This window comes from Shewanella sp. MF05960, assembly GCF_050849305.1.
GTDB lineage: Bacteria > Pseudomonadota > Gammaproteobacteria > Enterobacterales > Shewanellaceae > Shewanella.
Genome location: NZ_JBOZPS010000001.1, coordinates 296,518 through 321,241 on the forward strand (window position 1 = coordinate 296,518; position 24,724 = coordinate 321,241).

At 43.1% G+C, this 24,724-nt stretch carries 20 protein-coding genes and 1 riboswitch; of the genes, 7 read left to right on the forward strand and 13 right to left on the reverse strand.

Annotated elements, in window-relative coordinates; all coding sequences use genetic code 11:
- Positions 1-17 precede the first annotated feature (17 nt).
- The 3 genes from ACROAE_RS01300 to ACROAE_RS01310 form a co-directional block, all read right to left on the reverse strand.
- Positions 18-1,151, reverse strand: coding sequence for a FecCD family ABC transporter permease (locus ACROAE_RS01300; protein ID WP_432399112.1), 1,134 nt, complete (start codon positions 1,149-1,151; stop codon positions 18-20).
- On the reverse strand, positions 1,144-1,953 hold the full coding sequence (locus ACROAE_RS01305) for an ABC transporter ATP-binding protein (RefSeq protein WP_432399113.1): 810 nt from the start codon (positions 1,951-1,953) through the stop codon (positions 1,144-1,146). The genes ACROAE_RS01300 and ACROAE_RS01305 overlap by 8 nt, the downstream gene beginning before the upstream one ends.
- Positions 1,954-2,032: 79 nt before the next feature.
- Positions 2,033-2,151, reverse strand: a riboswitch (cobalamin riboswitch).
- On the reverse strand, positions 2,150-2,860 hold the full coding sequence (locus ACROAE_RS01310; protein ID WP_432399114.1) for a histidine phosphatase family protein: 711 nt from the start codon (positions 2,858-2,860) through the stop codon (positions 2,150-2,152). (Overlaps the previous riboswitch by 2 nt.)
- A 210-nt stretch (positions 2,861-3,070) precedes the next feature.
- Between ACROAE_RS01310 and metH the strand changes: the two genes are divergently transcribed.
- The gene (metH, locus tag ACROAE_RS01315; RefSeq protein ID WP_432399115.1) at positions 3,071-6,787 is read left to right on the forward strand and encodes a methionine synthase; all 3,717 of its coding nucleotides are present in this window, start codon (positions 3,071-3,073) and stop codon (positions 6,785-6,787) included.
- 240 nt (positions 6,788-7,027) lie between these two features.
- Here the strand turns inward: metH and ACROAE_RS01320 are convergent, their stop codons facing one another.
- The 5 genes from ACROAE_RS01320 to ACROAE_RS01340 all read right to left on the reverse strand — a co-directional run bounded on the left by ACROAE_RS01320 (position 7,028) and on the right by ACROAE_RS01340 (position 11,217).
- Entirely contained in the window at positions 7,028-7,486 is a 459-nt protein-coding gene (locus ACROAE_RS01320; RefSeq protein WP_432399116.1) for a DUF3465 domain-containing protein, read from the reverse strand.
- Positions 7,487-7,603: 117 nt separating this feature from the next.
- Positions 7,604-8,026 carry a thioredoxin TrxC gene (gene trxC / locus ACROAE_RS01325; RefSeq protein ID WP_124729954.1) on the reverse strand — a complete coding sequence of 141 codons (423 nt, stop codon included), beginning with the start codon at positions 8,024-8,026 and terminating at the stop codon, positions 7,604-7,606.
- A gap of 246 nt (positions 8,027-8,272) precedes the next feature.
- Positions 8,273-8,641, reverse strand: a complete 369-nt coding sequence (locus tag ACROAE_RS01330) for a PH domain-containing protein (RefSeq protein ID WP_432399117.1) — start codon at positions 8,639-8,641, stop codon at positions 8,273-8,275.
- A gap of 298 nt (positions 8,642-8,939) precedes the next feature.
- Positions 8,940-9,590, reverse strand: coding sequence for a YitT family protein (locus tag ACROAE_RS01335; protein WP_432399118.1), 651 nt, complete (start codon positions 9,588-9,590; stop codon positions 8,940-8,942).
- A gap of 340 nt (positions 9,591-9,930) precedes the next feature.
- On the reverse strand, positions 9,931-11,217 hold the full coding sequence (locus tag ACROAE_RS01340) for an acetyl-CoA hydrolase/transferase family protein (protein WP_432399119.1): 1,287 nt from the start codon (positions 11,215-11,217) through the stop codon (positions 9,931-9,933).
- 963 nt (positions 11,218-12,180) lie between these two features.
- Between ACROAE_RS01340 and ACROAE_RS01345 the strand changes: the two genes are divergently transcribed.
- The 3 genes from ACROAE_RS01345 to ACROAE_RS01355 are packed head-to-tail and all read left to right on the forward strand — an operon-like array spanning position 12,181 to position 16,858.
- A complete protein-coding gene (locus ACROAE_RS01345; RefSeq protein ID WP_432399120.1) occupies positions 12,181-15,054 on the forward strand; it encodes a xanthine dehydrogenase family protein molybdopterin-binding subunit in 2,874 nt (957 codons plus the stop codon).
- Positions 15,051-15,587: a (2Fe-2S)-binding protein gene (locus ACROAE_RS01350; protein WP_432399122.1), complete on the forward strand. Its 537-nt coding sequence runs from the start codon at positions 15,051-15,053 to the stop codon at positions 15,585-15,587. The genes ACROAE_RS01345 and ACROAE_RS01350 overlap by 4 nt, the downstream gene beginning before the upstream one ends.
- On the forward strand, positions 15,584-16,858 hold the full coding sequence (locus ACROAE_RS01355; protein WP_432399123.1) for a cytochrome c: 1,275 nt from the start codon (positions 15,584-15,586) through the stop codon (positions 16,856-16,858). The genes ACROAE_RS01350 and ACROAE_RS01355 overlap by 4 nt, the downstream gene beginning before the upstream one ends.
- Positions 16,859-16,989: 131 nt before the next feature.
- Here ACROAE_RS01355 and ACROAE_RS01360 read toward each other — a convergent pair whose 3' ends face one another.
- The 5 genes from ACROAE_RS01360 to pbpG all read right to left on the reverse strand — a co-directional run bounded on the left by ACROAE_RS01360 (position 16,990) and on the right by pbpG (position 21,427).
- On the reverse strand, positions 16,990-17,454 hold the full coding sequence (locus tag ACROAE_RS01360) for a hypothetical protein (RefSeq protein ID WP_432399124.1): 465 nt from the start codon (positions 17,452-17,454) through the stop codon (positions 16,990-16,992).
- A gap of 182 nt (positions 17,455-17,636) precedes the next feature.
- Positions 17,637-17,987 (reverse strand): HopJ type III effector protein, encoded by a 351-nt coding sequence (locus ACROAE_RS01365; RefSeq protein WP_432399125.1) that lies wholly within the window; start codon positions 17,985-17,987, stop codon positions 17,637-17,639.
- 203 nt (positions 17,988-18,190) lie between these two features.
- Positions 18,191-19,489, reverse strand: a complete 1,299-nt coding sequence (locus ACROAE_RS01370) for an MDR family MFS transporter (protein ID WP_432399126.1) — start codon at positions 19,487-19,489, stop codon at positions 18,191-18,193.
- A gap of 211 nt (positions 19,490-19,700) precedes the next feature.
- Positions 19,701-20,345, reverse strand: coding sequence for a cupin domain-containing protein (locus tag ACROAE_RS01375; RefSeq protein ID WP_432399127.1), 645 nt, complete (start codon positions 20,343-20,345; stop codon positions 19,701-19,703).
- Positions 20,346-20,518: 173 nt separating this feature from the next.
- Positions 20,519-21,427, reverse strand: a complete 909-nt coding sequence (gene pbpG / locus ACROAE_RS01380) for a D-alanyl-D-alanine endopeptidase (RefSeq protein WP_432399128.1) — start codon at positions 21,425-21,427, stop codon at positions 20,519-20,521.
- Between the two features lie 289 nt (positions 21,428-21,716).
- On the opposite strand from pbpG, the gene ACROAE_RS01385 reads away from it, so the two are divergent.
- From ACROAE_RS01385 to rpiA, 3 genes are all read left to right on the forward strand, one after another.
- Positions 21,717-23,120 carry a hypothetical protein gene (locus ACROAE_RS01385; RefSeq protein WP_432399129.1) on the forward strand — a complete coding sequence of 468 codons (1,404 nt, stop codon included), beginning with the start codon at positions 21,717-21,719 and terminating at the stop codon, positions 23,118-23,120.
- A gap of 11 nt (positions 23,121-23,131) precedes the next feature.
- Positions 23,132-23,944 carry a mechanosensitive ion channel family protein gene (locus ACROAE_RS01390; protein WP_432399131.1) on the forward strand — a complete coding sequence of 271 codons (813 nt, stop codon included), beginning with the start codon at positions 23,132-23,134 and terminating at the stop codon, positions 23,942-23,944.
- A 64-nt stretch (positions 23,945-24,008) separates the two neighbouring features.
- Positions 24,009-24,668, forward strand: a complete 660-nt coding sequence (gene rpiA / locus ACROAE_RS01395; protein ID WP_432399133.1) for a ribose-5-phosphate isomerase RpiA — start codon at positions 24,009-24,011, stop codon at positions 24,666-24,668.
- The last annotated feature ends 56 nt before the right edge of the window (positions 24,669-24,724 follow it).

The window sequence follows — 24,724 nt, forward strand, 5'->3', positions numbered from 1 at the left end:
TTCACTTCTTCATCCTGTTATCGACGGTGACGTAAAATAAACAAAAAGAACACACTGCCAAGTGATGCAGTAATGATACCGACAGGTAATTCTTGATTGCCTAATAAGCAGCGCGCAATCACATCAATCCACACCATAAATAAACCGCCCAATACCGCAGTTAATATCATCGGCTGACGTCCGGAAAACAATAGCCTAACCGTATGTGGGATCATTAACCCCACAAAACCAATACCGCCACAACTGGCCACTAACATGGCGGTAATTAATGAACACAGCAACAGCATGCTTAAGCGCAATTTTGCCACATTAACCCCAAGGGTATGCGCGCTTTCATCACCGGCTTGCAGCGCCATAATTTGTCGTTTAAAGGCGAGCATAATCAGTAAGCTCGCGCCAACGGTTACCGTAGGCAGCCATAACTGTGCCCAACTGGCTTTAGCAAAACTGCCTAAACTCCAAAATAGCACTGATGCGGTCGCTTGCGGGCTTGAAAAATACAGTAATAAACTGGTTAAGGCGCCGAACAGAAATGACGTCGCGACCCCAGATAACAACATGCGCTCAACTTGGCTGGTACGGCCAATACCCGACAATGCGACCACCAGCAGCACGGACAACGTGGCCCCAATAAAGGCACCCACAGGTAAACTGAGCATCGACCAGGACCACCAGGGTTGTTGTCCAACAGACGATACCAGTAGTGCTCCGTCAAACAACTGAGCAAATACTCCCGTTTGGCTGAACAGCGAAATCACCACCACTGCGCCAAATGACGCTCCTGAGCTAATGCCAAATAAATACGGATCGGCAAGCGGATTACGCGTTACCGTTTGCAGCACACTCCCTGCAATAGATAAACCGGCACCCGCCACAAACGCCAGTAAAATACGCGGTAAACGCAGCTCAAATATAATCCGTTGAGTTAAACTGCTCACCGGCGAAGTGTTATCCGCGCCAGTAATGCCGCCAAGTATGTCTGCCGGTTCTGGCGCAGGGTTATTGCTAAACAAGGATTTAAACACGCTGATGACATCTGTAAAACTAATGTTAGCGGCACCAAAACTGGCAGCAAAAAATGGCGTGAATAGCGTCGCCACAACAATGACGACTAACACACAATAGTATCGAGTTTGAGCCGGGTTACTCATCTTGTTGGCTCGCTCTGTTGGCGGTTTGATAACCATAAAAATAACTGATCAATGGTTTTGCATGCTGAGGATGAACATTCACCTCGCAACACACGCCAAACACATCACTGATTTGCCGCTCAGTCAGCACCGCGGTCGGATGACCTTTAGCAATAAGCTTACCCTGATCCAGTAACAGTAATTTGTCACACATGGCGCTGGCTAAATTTAAGTCGTGAATCGATGCAATCACGCTGATCCCAAGTGAAGCCACTAATTCCAAAATTTGAATTTGATACCGAATGTCCAGGTGGTTGGTGGGCTCATCTAAAATAAGGATTTGCGGCTGTTGTACAATGGCACGCGCAATAAGGGCACGTTGTTTTTCGCCGCCAGACAAATGTTCGTAAGGTTGTTGGCCATGCTGACTAAGGCCAACTTTAGCTAAAGCGCTGTTAATTAACTCGCGGTCATGTTGAGTTGTCGCATCAAATAAGCCTTTATGTGGTGTTAACCCCATGGTGACTAACTGCTCTGTCGTCAGGTCAAAGTAATGCGGCGTATCTTGTTGTACTACGGCAACCGTGCGCGCTAATGCCTTAGCTGAATAGGTCGTTAACTCTTTGCCAAACAAGTCAATATTGCCGCTGCTCGGGACAATATAACGGTATAAGCAACGTAATAGGCTCGATTTACCCGCGCCATTTGGGCCAATTAGCCCTAACATTTGCCCTTTCGGTAAGCTGAAATGAATATCGGCGAGAATGGTTTTACCGTTAACTTGCCAAAATAGGTGTTCAACATCTAATACTGACTCAGGCATGCTTTACACCTTCCCATGCCCAACATACTTCAATGAATATCAACATAATAACTCCCCTAAGTCACCCGCTTAGGTATGGGGGTTGAGGCAATTTAAAGCTGGTATCTGACTTATATTCAACGGCGAGTTGAATACCTACAGTTGCGGGTACAGTTTGGGCTTAACCCAATTCCCAATACTTTGAATTACATAATGATTAACGTGTATCTACCGCCACTTGTTGCGGCCAGTTTATCCTAAAGCTAACCTCAGGTTGAAACACTGAATTAGCAGCTAAAGGTGTATTACTGTCGCTAGGCTCAGTCCAGTACACATCAACAGACATAATAGCAGCATAGGGGATGGCTAGGTTAGCGAATAATCCGTTGTTTTGGCTGGCATTAAGCACATGCGCCATAATGCAACGCATTACCCCGCCATGAGTAATGACTAAGGCTTGCAGATGATTAGCTTCTGGCTCATTTGCAAGGTTAAGTGTTTGCCACATACTGTCGACTACCACCATAAAGCCTTGCTGCACCCTGTGATAAAAATCCACCAAACTCTCACCCTTATCTGGTGTATTCGCCACTTTCCATGGGTCTTGCCAGTACGCATCAAATTGGCTTGGACTGGCTTGATAAATCGCATCATAAGTTTGCCCATCCCATACGCCAAAATTGACCTCTTGTAAGGCTGGCAATGTCGTTAATGGTATGGATAACTGCTGCGACAGCGTATCGGCAAAGTGCTGACAGCGCACTAAAGGAGAGCTAAATATTTGCTTAATGGGTAAAGGCACACTACTAAAGGCTTGGCGCATTTGCTCACGCCCCTGCTCTGTGAGCGCAACATCAATTTGGCCACGGGCAATGTCACCGCCTTCGCACTCGCCGTGGCGTAAAAAAATGATTTTAGCTTGTTTCATTTAAATCAACCTCAGCCTTGCCCTTGTGATAAAAACTCGCGTACTATAGCCGTCTATACGTTTATATGTCCAAACACATTCTGAGTAGATAAGCATGTAAGTTAGCCCATTGATGAGCTCAATGAGGATATCGCCCTTTTAGATTGATTTAAGGGTATGCTTATCTTAATCAAGGTATCAAGCAATATAGTGATAAAAAGGTAACTGTTTATGGCGAAGTCGACTTCTCACAGTCAAACACTTGAACAACTTAACGCATTGTTAGCAGAGCGTATTGTGATTTTAGATGGTGCGATGGGCACCATGATCCAAGATCATAAGTTGGAAGAAGAAGATTATCGCGGCGAACGCTTTAAAGATTGGCATTGCGATGTTAAAGGTAATAATGACTTATTAGTGCTCAGCCAACCCGAGTTGATTAAGGCCATTCATGTCAAATACCTGCTTGGCGGTGCCGACATCATTGAAACCAATACCTTTAACGCCACCACTATCGCCATGGCCGACTATGACATGCAAGCCTTGTCGGCAGAAATTAACCTTGAAGGTGCCCGCGTAGCCCGCCAGGCTGCCGATGAAGTAGCAGCACAAACAGGCACGCCTCGTTATGTTGCTGGGGTGCTTGGCCCAACCAACCGTACCTGTTCTATTAGCCCAGATGTTAACGATCCTGGGTTTCGTAATGTCAGTTTTGATCAATTAGTCGAAGCCTATGTTGAATCAACCAGCGCCTTAGTTGAAGGTGGTGCCGACATTATTATGGTCGAAACCATTTTTGATACCTTAAATGCCAAAGCCGCATTATTTGCCATTGAAAAAGTGTTCGATCACATTGGCGAGCGCTTACCGGTGATGATCTCGGGTACCATTACTGATGCATCCGGTCGTACCCTTACCGGGCAAACCACCGAGGCATTTTATAACTCGCTGCGCCATATTAAGCCATTATCGATTGGCCTTAACTGTGCCCTTGGCCCAAAAGAGCTGCGCCCCTACGTTGAAGAATTATCACGCATTGCCGAATGTTATGTGTCTGCCCACCCAAATGCGGGCTTACCTAATGAGTTTGGTGGTTATGATGAAACCCCAGAAGAAATGGCCGAAGTCATTACTCAATGGGCTGAAGCTGGCATGCTTAATATTGTCGGCGGCTGTTGTGGTAGCACACCGGCCCACATTAACGCGATTCGTGAAGCGGTACTTAGACATGATCCAAGACAGCTCCCCGACATTCCTGTCGCCTGTCGGTTATCGGGTTTAGAGCCATTAACAATTGATCACAACTCATTATTTGTTAACGTCGGCGAACGTGCCAACGTAACAGGCTCGGCTAAATTTTTACGCTTAATCAAAGAAGAAAAATTTGAAGAAGCACTCGATGTTGTCCGTGAGCAAGTTGAAAACGGCGCACAGATTATCGACGTCAACATGGACGAAGGCATGCTCGACGGCGCCGCGTCGATGACCAAGTTTTTAAATCTCATTGCCTCAGAACCAGACATCTCACGCGTACCTATCATGATCGACTCATCAAAATGGGAAGTGATTGAAGCGGGTCTTAAATGCGTGCAAGGCAAGTCGATTGTTAACTCAATTTCGATGAAAGAAGGTGAAGAAGCCTTTATTAAACAAGCCACATTAGTAAAACGTTATGGCGCGGCGGCCATTGTGATGGCGTTTGATGAGCAAGGCCAGGCCGATACTCGTGCCCGTAAAACCGAAATTTGTACCCGTGCATATCGCATTTTGGTTGATGTGGTTGGCTTTGCCCCAGAAGATATTATTTTCGACCCGAACATTTTTGCTATCGCGACCGGCATTGATGAGCACGACAACTATGCTGTCGACTTTATTGAATCAATCAAAGACATTAAATCGACGTTGCCACACGCCATGATTTCAGGTGGTGTGTCTAACGTGTCGTTCTCGTTCCGCGGCAATAACCCAGTGCGTGAAGCCATTCACGCAGTGTTTTTATACCATGCGATTCAGGCGGGTATGGACATGGGGATTGTAAACGCAGGTCAATTAGCGATTTATGATGACATTGACCCAGAGCTTAAGCTTAGAGTCGAAAACGTGGTACAAAACTTACCTTGCCCAGTGGCCGATTCAAGCAACACTGAACAACTGTTAGACATTGCCGAAAAATATCGCGGTGATGGCTCGCAAGTGGCTAAAAAAGAAGACCTAGCATGGCGCAGCTGGCCAGTATCGAAACGTTTATCGCATGCTTTAGTTAAAGGTATCACTGAGTTTATCGATGAAGACACCGAAGCTGCTCGTCTTGAAGCCACCCGCCCACTTGATGTGATTGAAGGTCCATTAATGGATGGCATGAACGTGGTAGGTGACTTATTTGGCGCCGGCAAAATGTTTTTACCCCAAGTGGTTAAATCGGCCCGAGTAATGAAAAAAGCGGTCGCCTATTTAAACCCGTATATCGAACTTGAAAAAGTAGAAGGTCAATCCAACGGTAAAATTTTGATGGTTACCGTAAAAGGCGATGTGCACGACATCGGTAAAAACATTGTTGGCGTGGTATTAGCGTGTAATGGTTTTGAAGTCTTCGATTTGGGTGTCATGGTGTCGGTTGAGAAAATCCTCGACGCCGTGAAAGAACATAACATCGACATTATCGGTATGTCAGGACTTATCACCCCAAGCCTGGACGAAATGGTGCACAACGTGAAAACCTTCCACCGTGAAGGCTTAACCATACCAGCCATTATTGGCGGTGCTACTTGCTCTAAAATTCATACAGCAGTAAAAATTGCCCCACACTATCCACACGGTGCGATTTACATTGCCGATGCCTCACGCGCTGTGCCAGTCGTGTCGAAGCTCATTAATAACAACACTCGCCAAGCTACCATTGACGAAACCTATGCAGAATACGACATCATGCGTGAAAAACGCCTGTCGCAAACCAAGCGTAAAACCATCGTATCAATTGAAGCAGCACGTGAAAATCGTTGCCAACATGACTGGGAAAACTACACCCCATTCACCCCTAATGTATTAGGCCGTCAAGTGTTTGATGACTACCCACTAGAAGACTTAGTGGAGCGTATCGACTGGACACCGTTCTTTAGAAGCTGGGAGCTGCACGGACATTACCCAGAAATTTTAAAAGATAAAGTTGTGGGCGAAGAAGCGGTTAAATTATTTGCTGACGGCCAAGCGATGCTGAAACAAATTATCAGTGAAAAATGGCTTACCGCTAAAGCCGTTATCGGTTTATTCCCTGCTAATACCGTGAATCATGACGACATTGAACTGTATACCGATGAATCGCGCACCACATTAGAAATGACCACTCATCACCTGCGTATGCAACTTGAACGCGTCGGTAATGACAACTTCTGTTTATCTGACTTTGTTGCACCAAAAGACAGTGGCGTTGCCGACTATATGGGCGGTTTTGCGGTGACAACAGGACACGGTATTGATGAACATGTAGCCCGATTTGAGGCCAACCACGATGACTATAACGCCATTATGCTCAAATGCTTAGCCGACCGTTTAGCTGAAGCCTTTGCCGAACGTATGCATGAACGGGTTCGTAAAGAATTTTGGGGCTACGCCGCAGATGAGGTGTTAGATAACGAAGCGTTAATTCGTGAACGTTATAAAGGTATTCGCCCTGCACCAGGTTACCCAGCTTGCCCAGACCACACAGAAAAAGGCTTGCTGTGGGACTTGCTCAAACCCGATGAAACTATCGACTTGAATATCACCGAAAGCTTTGCCATGTACCCTACCGCTGCGGTTTCTGGCTGGTACTTTGCCCATCCAAAATCACGCTATTTTGGCGTGACCAACATAGGTAAAGATCAGGTTGAAGATTATGCACAACGTAAAGGCATGACATTAGCAGAAGCTGAAAAGTGGTTATCACCGATATTGGACTATGATCCAGAGTAAAGCGTGATTCTGAATAAAGTGTGATCCTGAATAGAGAATGATCCAGAGTAGAGAATGACCCTGAGTATACTCTAGTTCGCATATCATCTTGATGATGCATTTAACGTGTCATCAAGATGATTTATCTGCGACTGCAATTTTCAGCCTTAATATAGGCAAGCTTTAGCTTTAGCTTTAGCTTTAGCGTTAGAAAGAATCACCCATTACAAATCACAAATTGCTATTTACAAATAACAAAGTTTATTGATACACATTACCATTGTGCTTCAACCAACCGCCTTGGTGCTTTCCGCGTGGATCGTGGTGAGTCCAATGGATAACGCCGCCTTTATTATTAAACTCATACACACCGTAAAATTCTACGGTATCGCCAACATTTAGGCCGTCTATACGTGATGCTAAATCGATATTATGAGCAACCAGCAAGGTCGTTCCACTGGCTATTTTTAAAATAAACCGTTGATGACGACTGCCTTTTAGATCATCGGCGAGCATTTTTGTTACCTCACCAGACCCCGCAACTTGAACATTACTTTGTCGATTATCAATGGCATTTTGTAAGGCACTGTTACTGGCACTATCACTGGCAACGATATCAGCCGCGAAAACGTTTTGTACTATTTGGGTGGTTTGAACGTTTTTGTCTAAATAGCCAAATAACGCGATGCCGAGTAAGCCAATGAGCAGTATTTTTTTCATGAGAATCAAATCCTTTTGAACAATAATTACAATGAAGCGAATTAAAAACGCGAGGTATAGTCGCGTTTTTTATTATCTAAATTCGGGTCTGATACTGAAATTTTTAATGTCAAAAAGCTATTTCAGCGACTCTAGCCATTGGTTAAACGACGATGCAGGCATGGCACCGGATTGTTGGGCAATCACTTTACCTTGTTTAAATACCATTAACGTTGGGATCGAGCGGATATTAAACTGCGCAGCTAAAGCTTGTTGCTCTTCTGTGTTGAGTTTACCAAAACGAAATTTGGGTTCCCAGGTTTTAGCGGCTTGAGTAAACACAGGCGCAAAGCTTTTACACGGGCCGCACCAACTGGCCCAAAAGTCGACGACTAATGGCAATTCAGACTTATTAGCATGGTGGGCAAAGTTCGTCGTGGTTAACTCTATCGGTTCACCAATAAAGACAGGCTTTTTACATTTCCCACAAGTGGGTTGTTGTTCAAGACGTTCTTCAGGAACTCGATTTAAGGTATCGCAGTGTGGGCAAGCTATTATCATGTTTAGACCTCATCAACTTCATTATTGAGACGATTAAATCATAAACCTAGTTGGTGTGTTAATCGAATTATCGATGTTTGTTTTATTACACCAAACTTATGGCCCTAGACTTATGACACAAGATTGATAACCACAAACGCTTTCTGAACGCTTTCGGATCATAAATGCCTTCTGATCCAAACAATATGTGAACAGCCACGCCTTGCTCACAATAGATGACCTAATCGTGAATGTGACAAATGATGCTTACAATAAATAGCCCGATATTATTTTTGAGATTTCCAGCATTGAAGACTTACCTGTGAACTCAAATTTCACTTTACCGATAGCGGAGAAATAGATTTCTAATTCTGAATCTAAATCGAAAGTGCCTGATGTTTCGATTGAATAAGCGACAATATTTTTATAAGGCAAAGATGTAAAATCTTTTTTGCTGCCTGTAATGCCTTGAACATTTACCGCAATAATTCGCTTATTGGTAAAAACCACGCCATCACGCATCGTTTTATACGAATCGACGATTTGTTCATCATCTAACAGTAAATACTTCACTTTTTCAGCAAAATCAGGGTTTTGCTTAAGCTTAAAAAAGCCTTTATTATTAAAATCGATCATAAAATATCCTTTTTATATAAAACATTATCCGCAATGATTATTGTCTTCTCAACACACAAATCTAAGCAGGCAATCAGAGAACTTGCACTTAATACCATTAACACCCAGAAGTCACAGAAGTGATCTCAGGTTCACCAGCACTCTTCCAGTGGTACTGGAAATAACAATAACAGTAATTACTGGCTATGATTGTGGTGTTCTGCTGCTTTACAGACACAGGCTGCAACACTGGCTGCAACAACGAATACCAAACATGGCCAAACATTGCCAAACAAACAAAACGGACATGTTATGAGCGCTAAACTTTTTGGGTCTTCAAATCTATTGTCTCTTTTTTCACTTTAGTCTCAACATATGCCTGATAACGGCCGGGCTTATGATTAATAGCAATGAGTACATTTAACATCGCAGCGCCCATTACCGACAAGAACACCACCTCGACAGGAAACATCAGCAAGGAAGAACTCAAAATAATGGTGTCGACTAATAAGCCAAAATTACCGGCGCGAATTGAATACTTATTTTGCAAATATAGCGCCAAAATACCCAAACCACCTAAGCTTGATTTATGCCGAAACATAATCAACATACCCACTCCAATCAACATTCCGCCAACCGATGCGGCAAATACGGGATGGACATTATCGATATGAATAAGCATCGGCATGTAATCTGTCATCACTGAAATGATGGATACTGAAATGAAGGTATTAATGGTGAAACGCTTAGAGAGTTTGGTCCATGCAATGTAGTAAAAAGGCACATTGACTAAAAAGAATAACACCCCAAAACTTAACGATGATAGGTGCATACCAATAATGGCAATACCAGCGGTCCCACCGGTAATCAGTTGATTACTGTTATAGAGGGTTACACCTAAAGACACCATGACACCTGCACAAAACAAAGCCAATATGTCTTCGTAAAATCGGTGTGTTGGGAATTGCATGAGTTGTCTATCCTTACTGTTAGAGATAATTATTCATGCTGCAAACACAATGCGTTACGCCAAAAGCTTAAAGTAGCAACATATTAAGGGCGCGCAGTGTAGCGAATCGAAGTCGATTTATCAGGTCGGGCCAGAAGAGAAATATTGTGAAGAACACCCCGATTGTACACATTTGTTTACGATCAACATATATACTGTAAATTTAATGATACTAGGTATATTATTGATAATGAGCTCAATATTGAAAATATTCACTCGCACATGCCTCCTCGAACGGTAAACATGTGAGCTTATAGATCAATTAAAGCTCCAAGCAATAAACACGCATGCTAGATATGCATTACACCGTGAGCTGCCACATATCAAAAGCCTCTTGGCAAAGTTGCTCTCTAAATCTTGGATGGGCAATGTCAATAAGCGCACGAGCACGTTCTCGTAAAGATTTACCGCGCAAATAGGCTATACCATACTCGGTAACAATATAATGAACATGCGCACGAGTGGTCACTACGCCCGCCCCTGGCGATAATACTGTAGCAATTCGCGACACAGTACCATTAGCTGCAGTACTTGGCAGCGCAATAACAGAACGCCCACCTTCTGACAGCCCAGCTCCGCGAATAAAGTCCATTTGCCCGCCCACGCCTGAGTATATTTTAGTCCCTAAAGAGTCGGCACAAACCTGCCCCGATATATCAACTTGTAACGCCGAGTTAATCGACATGACATTAGGATTTTTACGAATGATTGCGGTGTCATTCACCTGCTCGATGTCCATAAAAATCACCGAAGGATTGTCATCGACAAAATCGTAAAGTCGTTGGCTACCCAGCGCAAAACCAGTGACCGTTTTTCCTGGATGCACTTTTTTACGACTGTTATTGATTACGCCTAATTCAACTAAATTCAGCACGCCATCTGAAAAGAGCTCAGTATGAACGCCCAAATCTTTATGCGCTGTTAAGCACGACAATACCGCATCAGGAATAGCGCCTATGCCCATTTGTAAGCAATCACCGTCGCGAACCAAGGTGGCAACATGCTGACCGATGGCCTGGCTGGTTTTATCACTTGAATCGATTAAATGTTGCGGCAATGGCTGGCTTTGCTCAAATACTGCAGCAAGCTTGTTGTAGTGAATAAATCCATCTCCGTGGGTACGAGGCATCATGGGATTAATGTGAGCAATAATTTTACCCGCCACCTGGCAAGCCGCGAGTGTGGCTTCAACCGAAATACCTAATGAGCAAATACCGTGTTTGTCTGGCGGAGAGACTTGAATAATAGCCGTGTCGATTTTTTGCTCACCTGAACGAAATAACTTAGGCACTTCAGACAAGAAAATTGGCACATAATCGGCATTACCTTGTTGCAACAGCGAGCGCGTGGGTGTGCCAGCAAAGTAACAACGATGGCGTAGATGCCCCTGTAAACTGGGATCACTTAGCGACTCAGCACCTTCGGTATGCAACTGCAATAATGTTAACTCTTGCTTTGTTAATGCATGTTGGGCTAACGCGTTTAATAATAATGTTGGAGTTGCCCCCATGGAATGAGTCCACAAGGTTTCGCCACTTTCAATTAAGGAGACGGCTTCTAATGCACTACTACAAATAATTGGTTTCATTAATATTACTCTAGGTAATTAAGCTATTTGTAGTGTAAGCGGTTAATTCCCCCTTTAATAGTGTTGGTAGTGGTAACGTTGAGCTAGCACAAAATAGTTGAGTAATTGAGACATGCAAAGAGGTAATTGATGATACTAACAGCCGAAAAACACGGCTATTTCAAGCACGTTTAGCTCATAGATTTAGTTTATAGATTTAGCTTCTCCGCCTAGCTCATGAATTAAGCTAATGACGTTTTATTTTACCAAAACTTCACTAGGTAACCGTGTAATCAACGAGGAAAAGTCGTTAAAAGAATCCAAAAATAACAATGTGATAATCCTTAAATAGCACCATGTGTATAAACATCGAAAAATAACTTAGGCTTTACTATTGAATATTAATCATCAACTTAGCGTTTAACAACCTCATTACCTCCGCTACTATGGCGACAACAATAAAACAAAAAAACAACCATACCCTTACAATTTGAATAATTAATTACAATTTATGCAAACTCTTAATTAATTATTTAAATTGCCGACGTTTATTATTTTTATATTCACTGAATGTAAAAATACAATCTTATATCGTCATAATTATACATAATAAACATAACACCAAGCACTTCGGTATAGACTTGATTAAGCTGAATAAAATTATGCATTACAGATTAAAAAAACGATTACCTATCTGTGTAATCTCATTATTATGCGGCACTGTTTTATGACGTGATTAATCATTTAATCACTTCGTTAGGAGATTAAATCATCAATAAGTTGCATTTTTATACTTAATTATTAGCGACAATAAAACACCAACAACAATCAAGAATATGCATTGTTATATCGATATGTTACCGTTTTAGATTGCTAATTTAGATTCAACGCAATCTACATAATACAATCTATCAATAAGCCAAAATCGGACGGCGACTAACATAATGACGTCTGATTTTTTATTATGAAAAACAGAGGTGAGATATGGATATACCTAATGCGTCGCGCCGGAGCTTTATAAAACAATGTGTCATTGGTGGGGTCGCTGTATATTCAGCGCCTTTATTGTGGGAAATGAGTCGCGCTAATGCGTCGATCATTTCGCCTGAACTGGCAGCACAATGGCAAACACAGGCTAAAGGCCAATCTAAACCTAAATTTCGCAACGACGGTATCGCTAAAGTCACTGGTCAAAAAGTCTATGGCCGAGATTACCGTGCAATGGACATGGCTGGCTGGCCAAAACAACAAGGCTATGCCTTTATTTTACGCGCTGCCGATGCATCGCATATTTATCAAGGATTTTCCCTTGAACACCTTCCAGCTTCAGCTAAACCATATAAAGTCATTACCGCGGCAGATCTTGCCCGCGATAAGGTAAAACTACCTGAATTTTACGGCGACAACATGTTGTTGCCTGAAGGGCAAACTGCCGCTTATCTGGGCCACGCCGTAGCCATATTATTATTCGATAACTTCCATGCGTTTAAACAAGCAAAGTCATTATTGCAATTTGATAATGCGCTACTACGTTATGGTGAGAAAACCCCTTTTGTATCTGACACTAAAGACCCTTATGCCAGCTGGCGTCTTATTCGGGTTGAAGGTGAGAATGGTGATCGCGAAGATGTTTATAGCCCGCTGCACGATGGATTGTTTTTCCCTAACATTAAGAACCATCAACCAGAATGGTCTGGCGATCCGAGTGCCAAAGGTACTGTGTCTGAACGCGGTCTTTTTTATGCAGGCGAAATAGAAAAACAAATTGAAAGTGCAAAAGAAAGCCAACAATGGCAAGTATTAGAGCGCGAGTATCGCACTCAAATTATCGACCCGATGATGATGGAACCTGAAGCCTTTAATGGCTGGTTTGATGCCAGTAGCCAAACGTTCCATACGGTTATTACCTCGCAATCTCCACAAGATTTTCAAGAGATGGCCGTGCACATGCTGTCGTCTGGTCCATTAGCAGAAAAAGTTAAAAACCTCGTGGTGCATTCGCCTTATATCGGCGGCGGTTTTGGCGCTAAAGATCATTCAATATTCCCGTATTATGGCGTGCTAGCCACTATTTATGCTAACGGTCCCGTACGTTTAGCTAACGACCGCTTTGAGCAATTTCAATCAGGTCTTAAGCGTCATCCTTTCATCATGAAGAGTCGTTTAGCGGTAGATAAAGCCACCTTAAAAATTCAAGCGTTAACCTCACAGATGACTGTTGATGGTGGTGGCCGCGTTAACTTCAGTCCGTCAGTCACCTCCGTTGGCGCAACGGCAATGCAAAGTATTTACTACACGCCGCGCAACGATATTATTGCCACCTCTTACGCGTCGCGTAATCCAGATGCTGGCTCGATGCGCGGTTACGGTACATTGCAGTCGATGACCGCAATGGAAGGCATGATCCACGAGATAGCCGCTGAGTTAAATGTTGATCCTTTTAAGTTACGCGCGGCTAACGTGATGGAGTCAGGACAGCGTAATACTCAAGGTGCTATCCCAAATGGCACCTTACGTTATCGTGAAATGCTCGACATGGCTGAACAAGCCCCTGTATGGCAAAACCGAGCTGCTACAAAGGCTAATTATGAAGCTAAAAATCCAGGCATGCGTTACGGCGTAGGCTTTGGTATTGCGACCAAAGATTATGGAACTGGTGCCGCTGCACCAAGTGCGGCAATTAGATTAGCCAAAGACGGTAAAATAACCTTAGAAATTGGCTTTATCGAAATGGGGACTGGCACGCAAACGTCTCAAGCGGTTGTGGTTAGTGAGTCATTAGGTAATTTTGCCCACGAAGTAAAACTGGCTGAAATTGATATTTGGGATGCAATGCAATTGGTGCAAACCGATAATCCATACATTATTTCCCAGCAACGCCAAGATGAAATGGCCGCCAACCCACGCTGGACACCGGTGAAAGCAATGGCATCATCAGCATCTATGTCGGCGTATTATCAAAGCCATGTCACTCGTATTGCCGCCGATATTATTTATCGTCACGGACTTTGGCCTGCTGCAGTGTCGATTTGGAACGAGTTGTATTTCAACACACCAATGGGCGCAACCAATCTCAATGATTCTCGTGATGGTCGTTGGACTGATGGCAAGCTAACTGCCATGGGCTTCCCACCGCTTTCAATCGATATTCTCGCCAAGCGTGCTCACGATTTAGGTTTAGTGGTTGGCGTAATGGGCCATGCCTTTAACCGTTGGGCTTGGGCTGAAGCTGATTTTGAAATTTTCGGCACCAAAGAGCGCATTGCTCTAGATGCATTAGCGCTGCAATACGGCGAAGGTGACAAATATCATGGTAGCGCAGATCGTAAAGCCCGCATGAGCTCAAACGGCTATCACTTAATTGATCGTCAAGCCATGAGCTATCCAAAGGCTGAGCTTAATAATGCCATGGTGACTTACTATGCTCCATGCGCAACCTTAGTTGAAATTGCCGTGAATGAAGGTAATGGCGAAGTCAGCTTGCTCAGTTCTCACACGTGGTTAGAAGCCGGTAAAGTGATTGTGAATGAGTTAGTTGAAGGCCAAATACAAGGCGGTCTTGCGATGGGGATTGGCCATGCTTTGCATGAAGAGTTACCCCCATTTGAAGCTGGTGCCGGTAATGGCACTTGGAATATCAACCGCTATAAGGTGCCGCTAGCACGACACGTTGGCGTTTGGAGCCAGCAACATACTATTTTACCGCAGTTGTCTGAAACGGATCCGAGCCGCGGCATTGCCGAGGTGGTCATGATACCTGTGGTTTCTGCGCTAGTTGAAGCTGTTTATCAAGCTACCGCAGTGCGTTTTTACGAATTACCTATGACAGCGAAAAAAATCAAGGAGGCCATGGCATGAGCCAGTCAATTAAGTTAACCATCAACAACCAAGCTATTGGCCCGATTGACGTCGGCGATGGCACCATGATGATTGAATTTTTGCATGAGTATTTAAACCTCACTGGCACTAAGTTTGGTTGCGGTGCTGGGGTGTGTCATGCCTGTACTGTTATCGTAGATGACGAACAAGGCATGAGCGAAGTCGTTCGTACTTGCATCAACGGTGTTGAGCGTTTCAACGGTAAACGTATCCGTACGGTAGAAGGCCATGCTAAGCAAAACGCTCAAGGCGAAATCACTGCACTAAGCCCTGTACAGCAAACCTTTTTGGAACATTTCTCGTTTCAATGTGGTTGGTGTACCTCGGGTTTTGTCAATGAATCGACCGCATTAATTGAGCGACTACAACGTAAACCTATTGCCAAAGATCAAGTAGAACGCGTGATTGAAGAAGCCTTAGGCGAACATGTTTGCCGCTGTACTGGTTATGTAAAATATTATGCTGGGATGAAAGATTTGATCCTCAAGACAAAGGGGTTAACCCTGTCATGAAGCCATTATACCGAAACTATTTAGCCCGCCAGATAATGGTACGTAAGCTAAGCCTGAATGTATTGCTCAGCTTAAGCCTTGGGTTGTTTGCCAGTGCTTGTAGCGCGGCGGATGACAGTGGCAACCAGCGTGACGATATCGAACGTGGTGCTTATCTGATGAAGATTGGCGACTGTGTAGCCTGCCATACTGCCGTAGGCGGGCGAGAGTTAACCGGTGGACTACCATTTGAAACCCCGTTTGGGGCGGTATATTCAACCAATATCACCTCAGATAAAGACACCGGAATTGGCAAATACAGTTATGACGAGTTTTTTGATGCTATGCATCATGGCGTCGGCGTTAACGGTAATTTGTATCCTGCTATGCCCTACACCTCTTACAGTCTGCTAACGGATGAAGATACCAAAGCGATATATGCTTATTTGATGAGTACTAAACCCATTAAGCAAGCCAATCTCGATAATGATGTCTCTTTTCCTTTTAACGTGCGTTTTGGCCTGAAGGCGTGGAACTTAATTGCCCATGATGCTGAAGAGTTTACGCCGAAAGAAGACAAAAGTGAGCCGTGGAACCGAGGTAATTACTTAGTCAATGCGCTAGGCCATTGTGGTGAATGCCATACTCCTCGAGATAGCTTATTTGCCATGGAACAAGACAAACACTTCCAAGGCGCTGTTATCGAAGGTTTAGAGGCATCAGATATTACTCCCGCTGAGCTTAACCGACAAAACTGGACTCATGATGATTTAAAGTCTTTGTTTACTGAAGGTTATTCTCGCAAAGGTACAGTCTTCGGTGGCATGTATCCTGTGGTATACCACAGCTTTAGCCACTTAACCGATGCTGACATGCACGCGGTAAGCAGTTATCTGCTTGATACTGATGAAACCGTTGCAGCTAAAGCGCTGACCTTTAATGGCCACCAGCGTGAATTACCAGGATACAACCTATACATGGGTTATTGCGCTGGTTGTCATAGTCAAAATGGTGAAGGTCGACCTAATGTTGCTCCAGCAATGGCGGGAAACGCCACATTAGATAAGGCTAGCCCACACAATGTTGTCGCGGTCATGCTTAAAGGCATAAAAAGCCAACACTACAACACCACCACCAGCTTTTATGCCATGCCAGGTTATGCCGAGAAGTTGTCTGATGAACAACTTAAAGACTTAACCAATTATCTGCGCGTCACCTGGAGTAATCAGCCAGGCGATGTAGATGTGGATACAATTCATGATTTAAAAGAAGTGATATTCGAACATGATTAAGCGTTTAAATCATATGTTTTGAATGATGTGTAAAATCTGTGATTAAGCAAAAGCCGACCCTTGGTCGGCTTTTTCGTTTCACTAACGATTAATGGCAAAACCAACACCATAACAAGGTTTACCCAACGACGTTACAACACATCGTTAAGGTCTTGTATTGCATCAATCACCATGCCTGTACCAATGCTAATCAACAACAAATCAGTACCCACACGGACAATCTTTTGTCCTTCTGGCGTACGACCTAGCTGAACAGTAAGCGCTGATGGTACATCGTAGTAAACAACATCAGCAGGCAATGAGTAACCTTTTCGCCATTGTTTAGCACTGCCCGGTGGTTGACAGCCATTATTCTTTTTGGCTAATCCTGGTGGGCAATGCTTAGCATCACGGGTGGTATTATAGTAATTAATAATAATCACCTGGCGATCATTACTAAAATAAGTCTGATAAGTTTCTTCATGCTTTTTTTCATGTTTATCAGATTTATGTTTACCGCTATTACCCTGCGAGTCGTTGTCTTTAGCGAAGCTGTAACCTGAAGAGCACATCAATAAGGTGCTGATAATGATCAATGGGATGATGTGACGATTCATAAAATGGATTCCTTTGCGATTCAATAGGCGTTGGCTACAATAATTAACCAGCAATAAGCCTTACCGTTAAAAAAACCAAATACTATTAATGATACGGTTGATATGGGTGCAAAGGTAGTCTTATACCTCGCGATTGTCGACTCTAGGTTACATTATTGATTATTAATGTTCGCGTATAATGGTTACTTTTGTTTCAATGCCAATTGTGAAAACAAAATCCCATCCCAACCATGCTGCATAAATTGGCGAATATTTTGATGATCATCCCCCTGTGGTGTAGCAACCACATCACGATAGTGTTGACCAAATAATGTTAATGTTTGCTGCGGGGTTAATTGCTGGATTTGCCCGAAAGTAAACACCTTACAAGAACCAGAATTCTGCCCAGCATCATTTAATTGGTCGCCATTTTTAAACGCGCTTGGGGTAAAATCGAAATGCGCATCAATCAATGCCATAGTCTCTTCAAAACGCAGAACATCTGCTTGCTCATCTAACGATGTTATAAATTCATTCACTGGTTGTACAGACATAAACGTTACCCTACTTCATCAACATAATGGGCAAAACAATAACAAAATAGCGGCCGTTTCTATAGTGAAAAAACTGAATATATAAACCGACATTATTAAATTCGCAAAAGCTTATGTAGCGAACGTTGAGATCACTTGATTCGCAATACTGTTAATGGGAAATTAACTGACGAATTAAACATCACGGCCTTAAACACAACATATTATTCCCGTTTCATTACGGCAAAATCTGGCCGTGGTAACGTTTCCAACATGCTGTATAAATAAATCACCACCAACGACAATATGGCGCCAATGATAAACAACCAATACCCACCAAGATGATCCAGTATGATCCCACCGCCCAATGGTGCAATCGCAAAGCCCACTTCATAAAATGACGACGCCCCAAAATAAGCCCCGCGTAAATGTTTAGGAGCAAGGCGATCGATATGTACATTCATGGTGGGGAATAAAATGGTTTCCGCTAGGCTCATAACCACAATGGCACCAATCCAACCCCAAAATAAATCTATCGGGTTATAAGCGAGCCAAACTTGTGAAGCCATCAGCAACACTAACCCAAACTGAATACGATGAATTAAACTGTAACTCGCCATTAAACGCAGTAATAAAAATTGGGTCGACACAATCACTAACGCATTGGTAAAAATCATCGCTGAGATGAGCTGCAATAAGTCTGGAGCGTTAGCACGGGTAAGATATTGGATAAGCGAACTGTCCATTTGAGCATAAATGAACATGCATAAAATATTGGCAAAAATAAGGCATTGCAAAAGCTTATCTTGCAATAAAATCGCGACGACTTGTTGGCGACTAACATGTGCAGGTTTACGTTTAACGGCTGCGACAGGGTCGCCCATGGCAGGAATAAGTTCATCTGGCACTTGCTCAATAGTGCCATTAACACCTTGTGTAGCCTGGTGTGCAAACCCCCAATATAACAACAATATCAATACCGCAAATGCTGCGGCTGTAATGTAAAAACTCGATTGTTGTCCCGTTAAACCTAACCATACACCTAACATAGGGCCGACTGCGCAGCCAACATTAACAATAAAGTACAATGACTGCATTGCTAACTCACGAGTCTGTGGGTCGTCAATAATATCGCCGATGGTGGCAGAGGTAAGCGGTCGCCATAATGAGGTGGCAATAGAACACAGCGTCATCACAATGGCATAGCCGGAAACAGAGTCAACTTCGGCCAAGAGTGAAAATGAAATAATGTACAAAATGCCGGTAAGGTACATGAGTTTTTGACGACCAATTCGGTCTGATAATGCACTACCAATAAAGCTAGTGAACACTGCAATAAATGCAGCACAAGACAAAACCAGGCCAACTTCGGTTGCGCTTAAGGCAAATTTTTCATACAAAATGACCGCCAAAAATGGCCACACCATGAAATAACTGCCTCGGGTAATAAACGAACCAAACAACAAAATCCACATCAACCTTGGAAATTGCTTAAACCGCGCTATAGAGATATCGCTGTGCACTTTTTATCCTTAAAGAGTGACGCTGAAATAAATGATGACAGGCAAAATTGATTGGGTTTTGTAAAACCGTTTAATACTTTAATCGTATCGAAGTTAATGACATTGAGCCACCATTAAAATGCGCCAGACTAGGCGCATTGACTCTGCACATTAACTCGGCACATGGGCAACGACACTAAATAACCTGATGTCAGGATAATAGAGAGTGAACTTACAGATGCCCTACTTTGACCAAAATCACCGTTTCTTGCTCCACATACGGATTATGCTGACTTAAATGCGGGCTGCGGATCCAGGTACCGGCAGGATAATGACCCAGCTCATCGATAAACTCTCCGCTAATGACATAGATTTCTTCGCCGCCAAAATGACGATGCGGTTGAAAATGTGCGCCAGCGGGCCACTTCACTAATGCAGTCGATTCTGTACCATGTTGGTGTAACGGCATAACTTGCAACTGACCCTGTCCCTGCAACCACGGAGTTTCATTGGTATTAATAGCCACTTTTTGTGAATCTGTAGGTTGAAACTGATGCAGCTTAACCAACAACGTACAACCTTCAACACTAAACGGCGCATGGACAAAGCCTTCAGGATTGCGTAAATAGGTGCCAGCCGGATAATCGCCGGTTTCGTCAGAAAACACTCCATCAAGCACTAAAATCTCTTCACCTAAGGGATGCGGGTGTGAGTTAAATTTAGCGCCTGCTTCATATTGAACAATGCTGGTTGCATGGCCACGCTCAGCCTCTTCGCGTTCAAGGCGCTTACGCACAACACCCACTGCAGGGCTATTTTGCCATTCAAGATCAGCAGTATTAATCACCACTCGCTGGCTAAAATCCATGTTCAACATATTGATACCTCACAACCTATTAATGACATTAGTGTAAGGCTTTCGCTATCGATAAAAAAGTAGGTACTTTTTGGTACCTACTGCTCGTTTACAAACCCACATCGAAAGCGTATCAATAAAAAAGCCCATTCATTGTCAATAAATGGGCTTTAATGATGAGTCAATGTTAACAATTAAATACTGTTATGTTGAATCGCTTGGCGTTGTTTTTTATAGGCTTTAGCCGACGCTGGGATGGGTGTTGTCCGCCCCGTTTCTAGCCAGTTCTTTAATCGGTTAGCATCTGCCATATGGGTATATTTACCAAATGAGTCCAGTACCACAAATGCGACTTTGCGCTTATTCATTTCGGTTAACATCACTAAGCAGTGCCCTGCCTTATTGGTAAAACCGGTTTTGGTTAAGGCAATATTCCAGTTATTTTTAAACACCAGTTTATTGGTATTTTGAAAATCTAACGCGTAGCGCGGCGATTCAAAGTTAACGTGCTTTTTAGTGGTCGAACTTAGTTTGCCTAACAGCGGGTATGTTTGACTTTCTTTAAGTAATAAAATCAAATCGTTCGCACTTGATACGTTATCTGGCGACAAACCTGTAGGTTCTACATAATGGGTTTGGCTCATGCCTAACGCGGTTGCTTTATCATTCATGGCACGCACAAACGCCTTAAATCCGCCAGGATAGTGGTGCGCAAGTGATGTCGCCGCACGGTTTTCAGACGACATCAACGTTAATAGCAGCATTGTTTCACGAGTCACCACACTGCCTAAACGTACCCGCGAATAAATATTGCGCATGACTGGCGAGTCGGTAATGTTCACTGATATTTTTTCATCTAGTGGGAGTTTGGCATCCAATGTCACCATTGCGGCCATTAATTTCGTTACCGAGGCGATTGGAACAGGTTGATGAGGGTTGCTGGCATACAGCACTTCATTGGTGGCTAAATCGACCAGCATCGCACTACCCGATGCTAATTCTTGTTGAGGTTTGTTTTGCACAGCCTGAGCTGCAAAAGATACCGCGCTATTTAGCGAAGTAGCACATAATAAGGTGCAGGCAAAAAGGAAACGAAGCTTCATCACTCTCACTTGAAAAATTAGACTCTCTATTTTTCTGAGTATACGATAAAGGTTTAGTCCGACAATAGATAAATACTACTTTCGAGTAGGTTTTTAGCCATTAATTAACGTAGATCAAGTGTTCAAATTTAGTCTCGGCTAATATTCGCACAATTTAGACGGTGTGCGTGGTGAAGTTAAGACTCTTTCGCAAACAGGTTTATAAGAGTCGTGAGTCAAATACCGCTTTTGTTAGCTTCATGTTAAGATAAAATAAATCGTTAAAAACAAAGTAAAAAAGAGAGTGTAAATGGACATTAACTTGCGTTTTTTGAGCCGCTGGACTCAATGGGTCAATACCTTTTTTGCACCTAAAGCTACCCTTAAAACTGAGTCTGATGATGCACAAAAAGGACTTATCTCACTCAAAACCATCGCAAACCAATATCAACCGCGAACAGGTGAAGAACCCGTTAATGAAAATATGTCTTCACCGTTCATCTGCACTGCAGAAGATTTTATTGCTCGCGAATCGCAAATAAAACAAATCACCGACGTGATTAATTTATGGCGTAACCATCATGGTGAAATAAGCGCTATTGTGGCCCCCGCTGGCGCGGGGCTGTCAGCCTTTTTAGGCCAAATTCCCTCGTTATTAACAAACATCAATACACAACAGCAAGACGCCTCTACTTCTACAGTCAAACCGTTACCCGAAAAAGGGGTAATAATGAGCTTTTACACTGCCCCGCTTAGTGCCCGCGACGCGATTGCAAATGTATGCTACTGCTTTGACATGCAACCACCCGCTGCAATGACGGATACCAGTATTACGGACATCATCATTGCGATAAACAAACTACCAGCACAATTAATTGTTATCGACGATTTGCACAAGTTAATGTTAAGAATGATGGGCAATGCGCAAGCGCTAGTGACCTTTGCCACGATAGTAATGGAAACCCGCAAGCACCATTGCTGGATATTGGGCTGTGAAAAGTTCGCTTGGCAACGATTAAGTGCTCAATATGAAATTACTCACTTTATTAAGCATGTCATTACATTCGACTATTTCAATGCAAAAGAACTTGCCAGAATACAGACCAAACAGCTGGTCGATTTAGGCCTAATGAGCGACGACTATTTAAGCCAAGAAACCGGCAACACAGAAAGTCATCGCGGCCAAAAATCATCTGAAGCAACGCACAACAAAAATGACAATGATGATGCCGTCAATCCATACGAAGACCAATTAAAGCAATTGCATATTATCAGTCAAGGTCACCCGAAACTCGCCATATTATTGTTACAGTATTCGTTGACTCATCAAGCCGATATCGCTCAAAGCAGCGGCAGTGAAAAATCTGACAATAGCACCAAGCATAACAGCAGTACAGGCAGTGATAACAACTCAAAACAATGTACTGATATCTGTAAAATTAACGCATCCGCTTTGCCGTCATGCCAAGACAGTGACTTATTTTCATTAGCTGAAATTTATGTCCATGGTGGATTGCGAGTCGCACAACATGCACACATTTTTGCTCAAACAATTGAACAAAGTAGCTTACAGTTGGCTTATTTAGCACGCCAAGGACTGATCATTGCACAATATTCGCAGCGAGATTTTGCTCAACACTTTTATTTTATCACTCCGGCATTATCAAAAATTATCGCCAGCCACTTGGTCAATAACAATAAGCTGTTTCATTAAACGAGGCGAACATGGACGATTCACGCAAAGCATTACAAGCATTTTTAGAGATCATTTCATTTGATCGCATAGTCAGTATTTTACTGCTGTGTTTGATCGCGTGGTTATTGTTAATCTCTATCGAGTTTTTATTAAAGCAGTTAAATAAAGCGCTGCCTAAATACCGCTTAATTTGGAATAGGTCATACCCATTTGTGCGTTTATTCGTGTGGCTGTCTGTCATTATTTACTCGATTGTTGGCATTATTGACCCGCACGAAAACCTCATTCTTGCCGTCGTTGGTTCTATCAGTATTGTGATCGGTTTAGCGACACAAGAGCCGGCAAAAAATATGATTGCAGGGTTTATTATTATGATAAACCCGCCCTATCGTGTTGGCGATATGGTCACATTGTCAGGCCATTATGGTGAAGTGATAAAGCTTGAATGGAGTGTGACCTGGCTGCGCACATTTGACGACAATACCGTCATGATACCTAATGCAGAAGCCTTAAAAACAGCAGTGTCTAATGCCAACAGTGGTGCATTAGATGAAATGGTCGTGGTTAAGTTTACCTTGCCTATGCATGTCGACCATAAAAAAGCCATTGCCCTCGCCCGCGAAGCCACACAATGCTCACCTTATACGTTTTTAAATAAGCCTATTATTGTCAATTTAGGTAACGAATATGACTTAGGCGATTTTTTACAAACCATTACAGTAAAAGCTTACGTGATGGACGTACGCCTAGAGAAAAAGTTTATGAGCGACATTAATATCAGGGTATTAAGTGCATTTAAAAATGCCCATTTTTATGATGAACAGCAAACGCCGACACCTTAATTTGCGCTATAATCGCGCCAATTAGCACAGTAACGACAGATTATTTAGCATTGGGAATACCATAATGACACAAGATGAAATGAAAAAAGCCGCTGGCTGGGCTGCACTACAATATGTCAAAAAAGACACCATAGTCGGTGTTGGCACAGGCTCTACAGTCAATCACTTTATTGATGCACTTGCGACAATGAAAGATGACATCGAAGGCGCGGTATCAAGTTCAGAAGCCTCAACTAAAAAGTTGATTGAATTGGGCATTGAAGTATTCGATTTAAACAGTGTTGACATGATAGATGTCTACGTTGACGGCGCAGATGAAATCAACGACCGCATGGACATGATTAAAGGCGGCGGCGCGGCATTAACTCGCGAAAAAATTGTCGCAGCAGTCGCGAAAAAGTTTATTTGTATTGTTGATAATACTAAGCAAGTATCCATTTTAGGTGAGTTCCCGTTGCCTGTTGAAGTCATTCCAATGGCGCGCTCTTATGTGGCACGTGAATTAGTCAAACTTGGCGGTGACCCAGTGTATCGCCAAGGGGTTGTGACCGACAACGGTAACGTGATTTTAGACGTCTACAACATGCAAATTTTAGATCCTAAAGTGATGGAAACTAAGATTAATGCCATTGTAGGTGTCGTCACTAACGGCTTATTTGCCAACCGCGGTGCAGACGTATTACTAGTGGGGACGCCAGATGGCGTCAATACCGTCACCTTGTAATCATCCCTAATGGCTTTTAAATAGCCTCAGCAATTACTGAAAAATGGCCTCGCAAA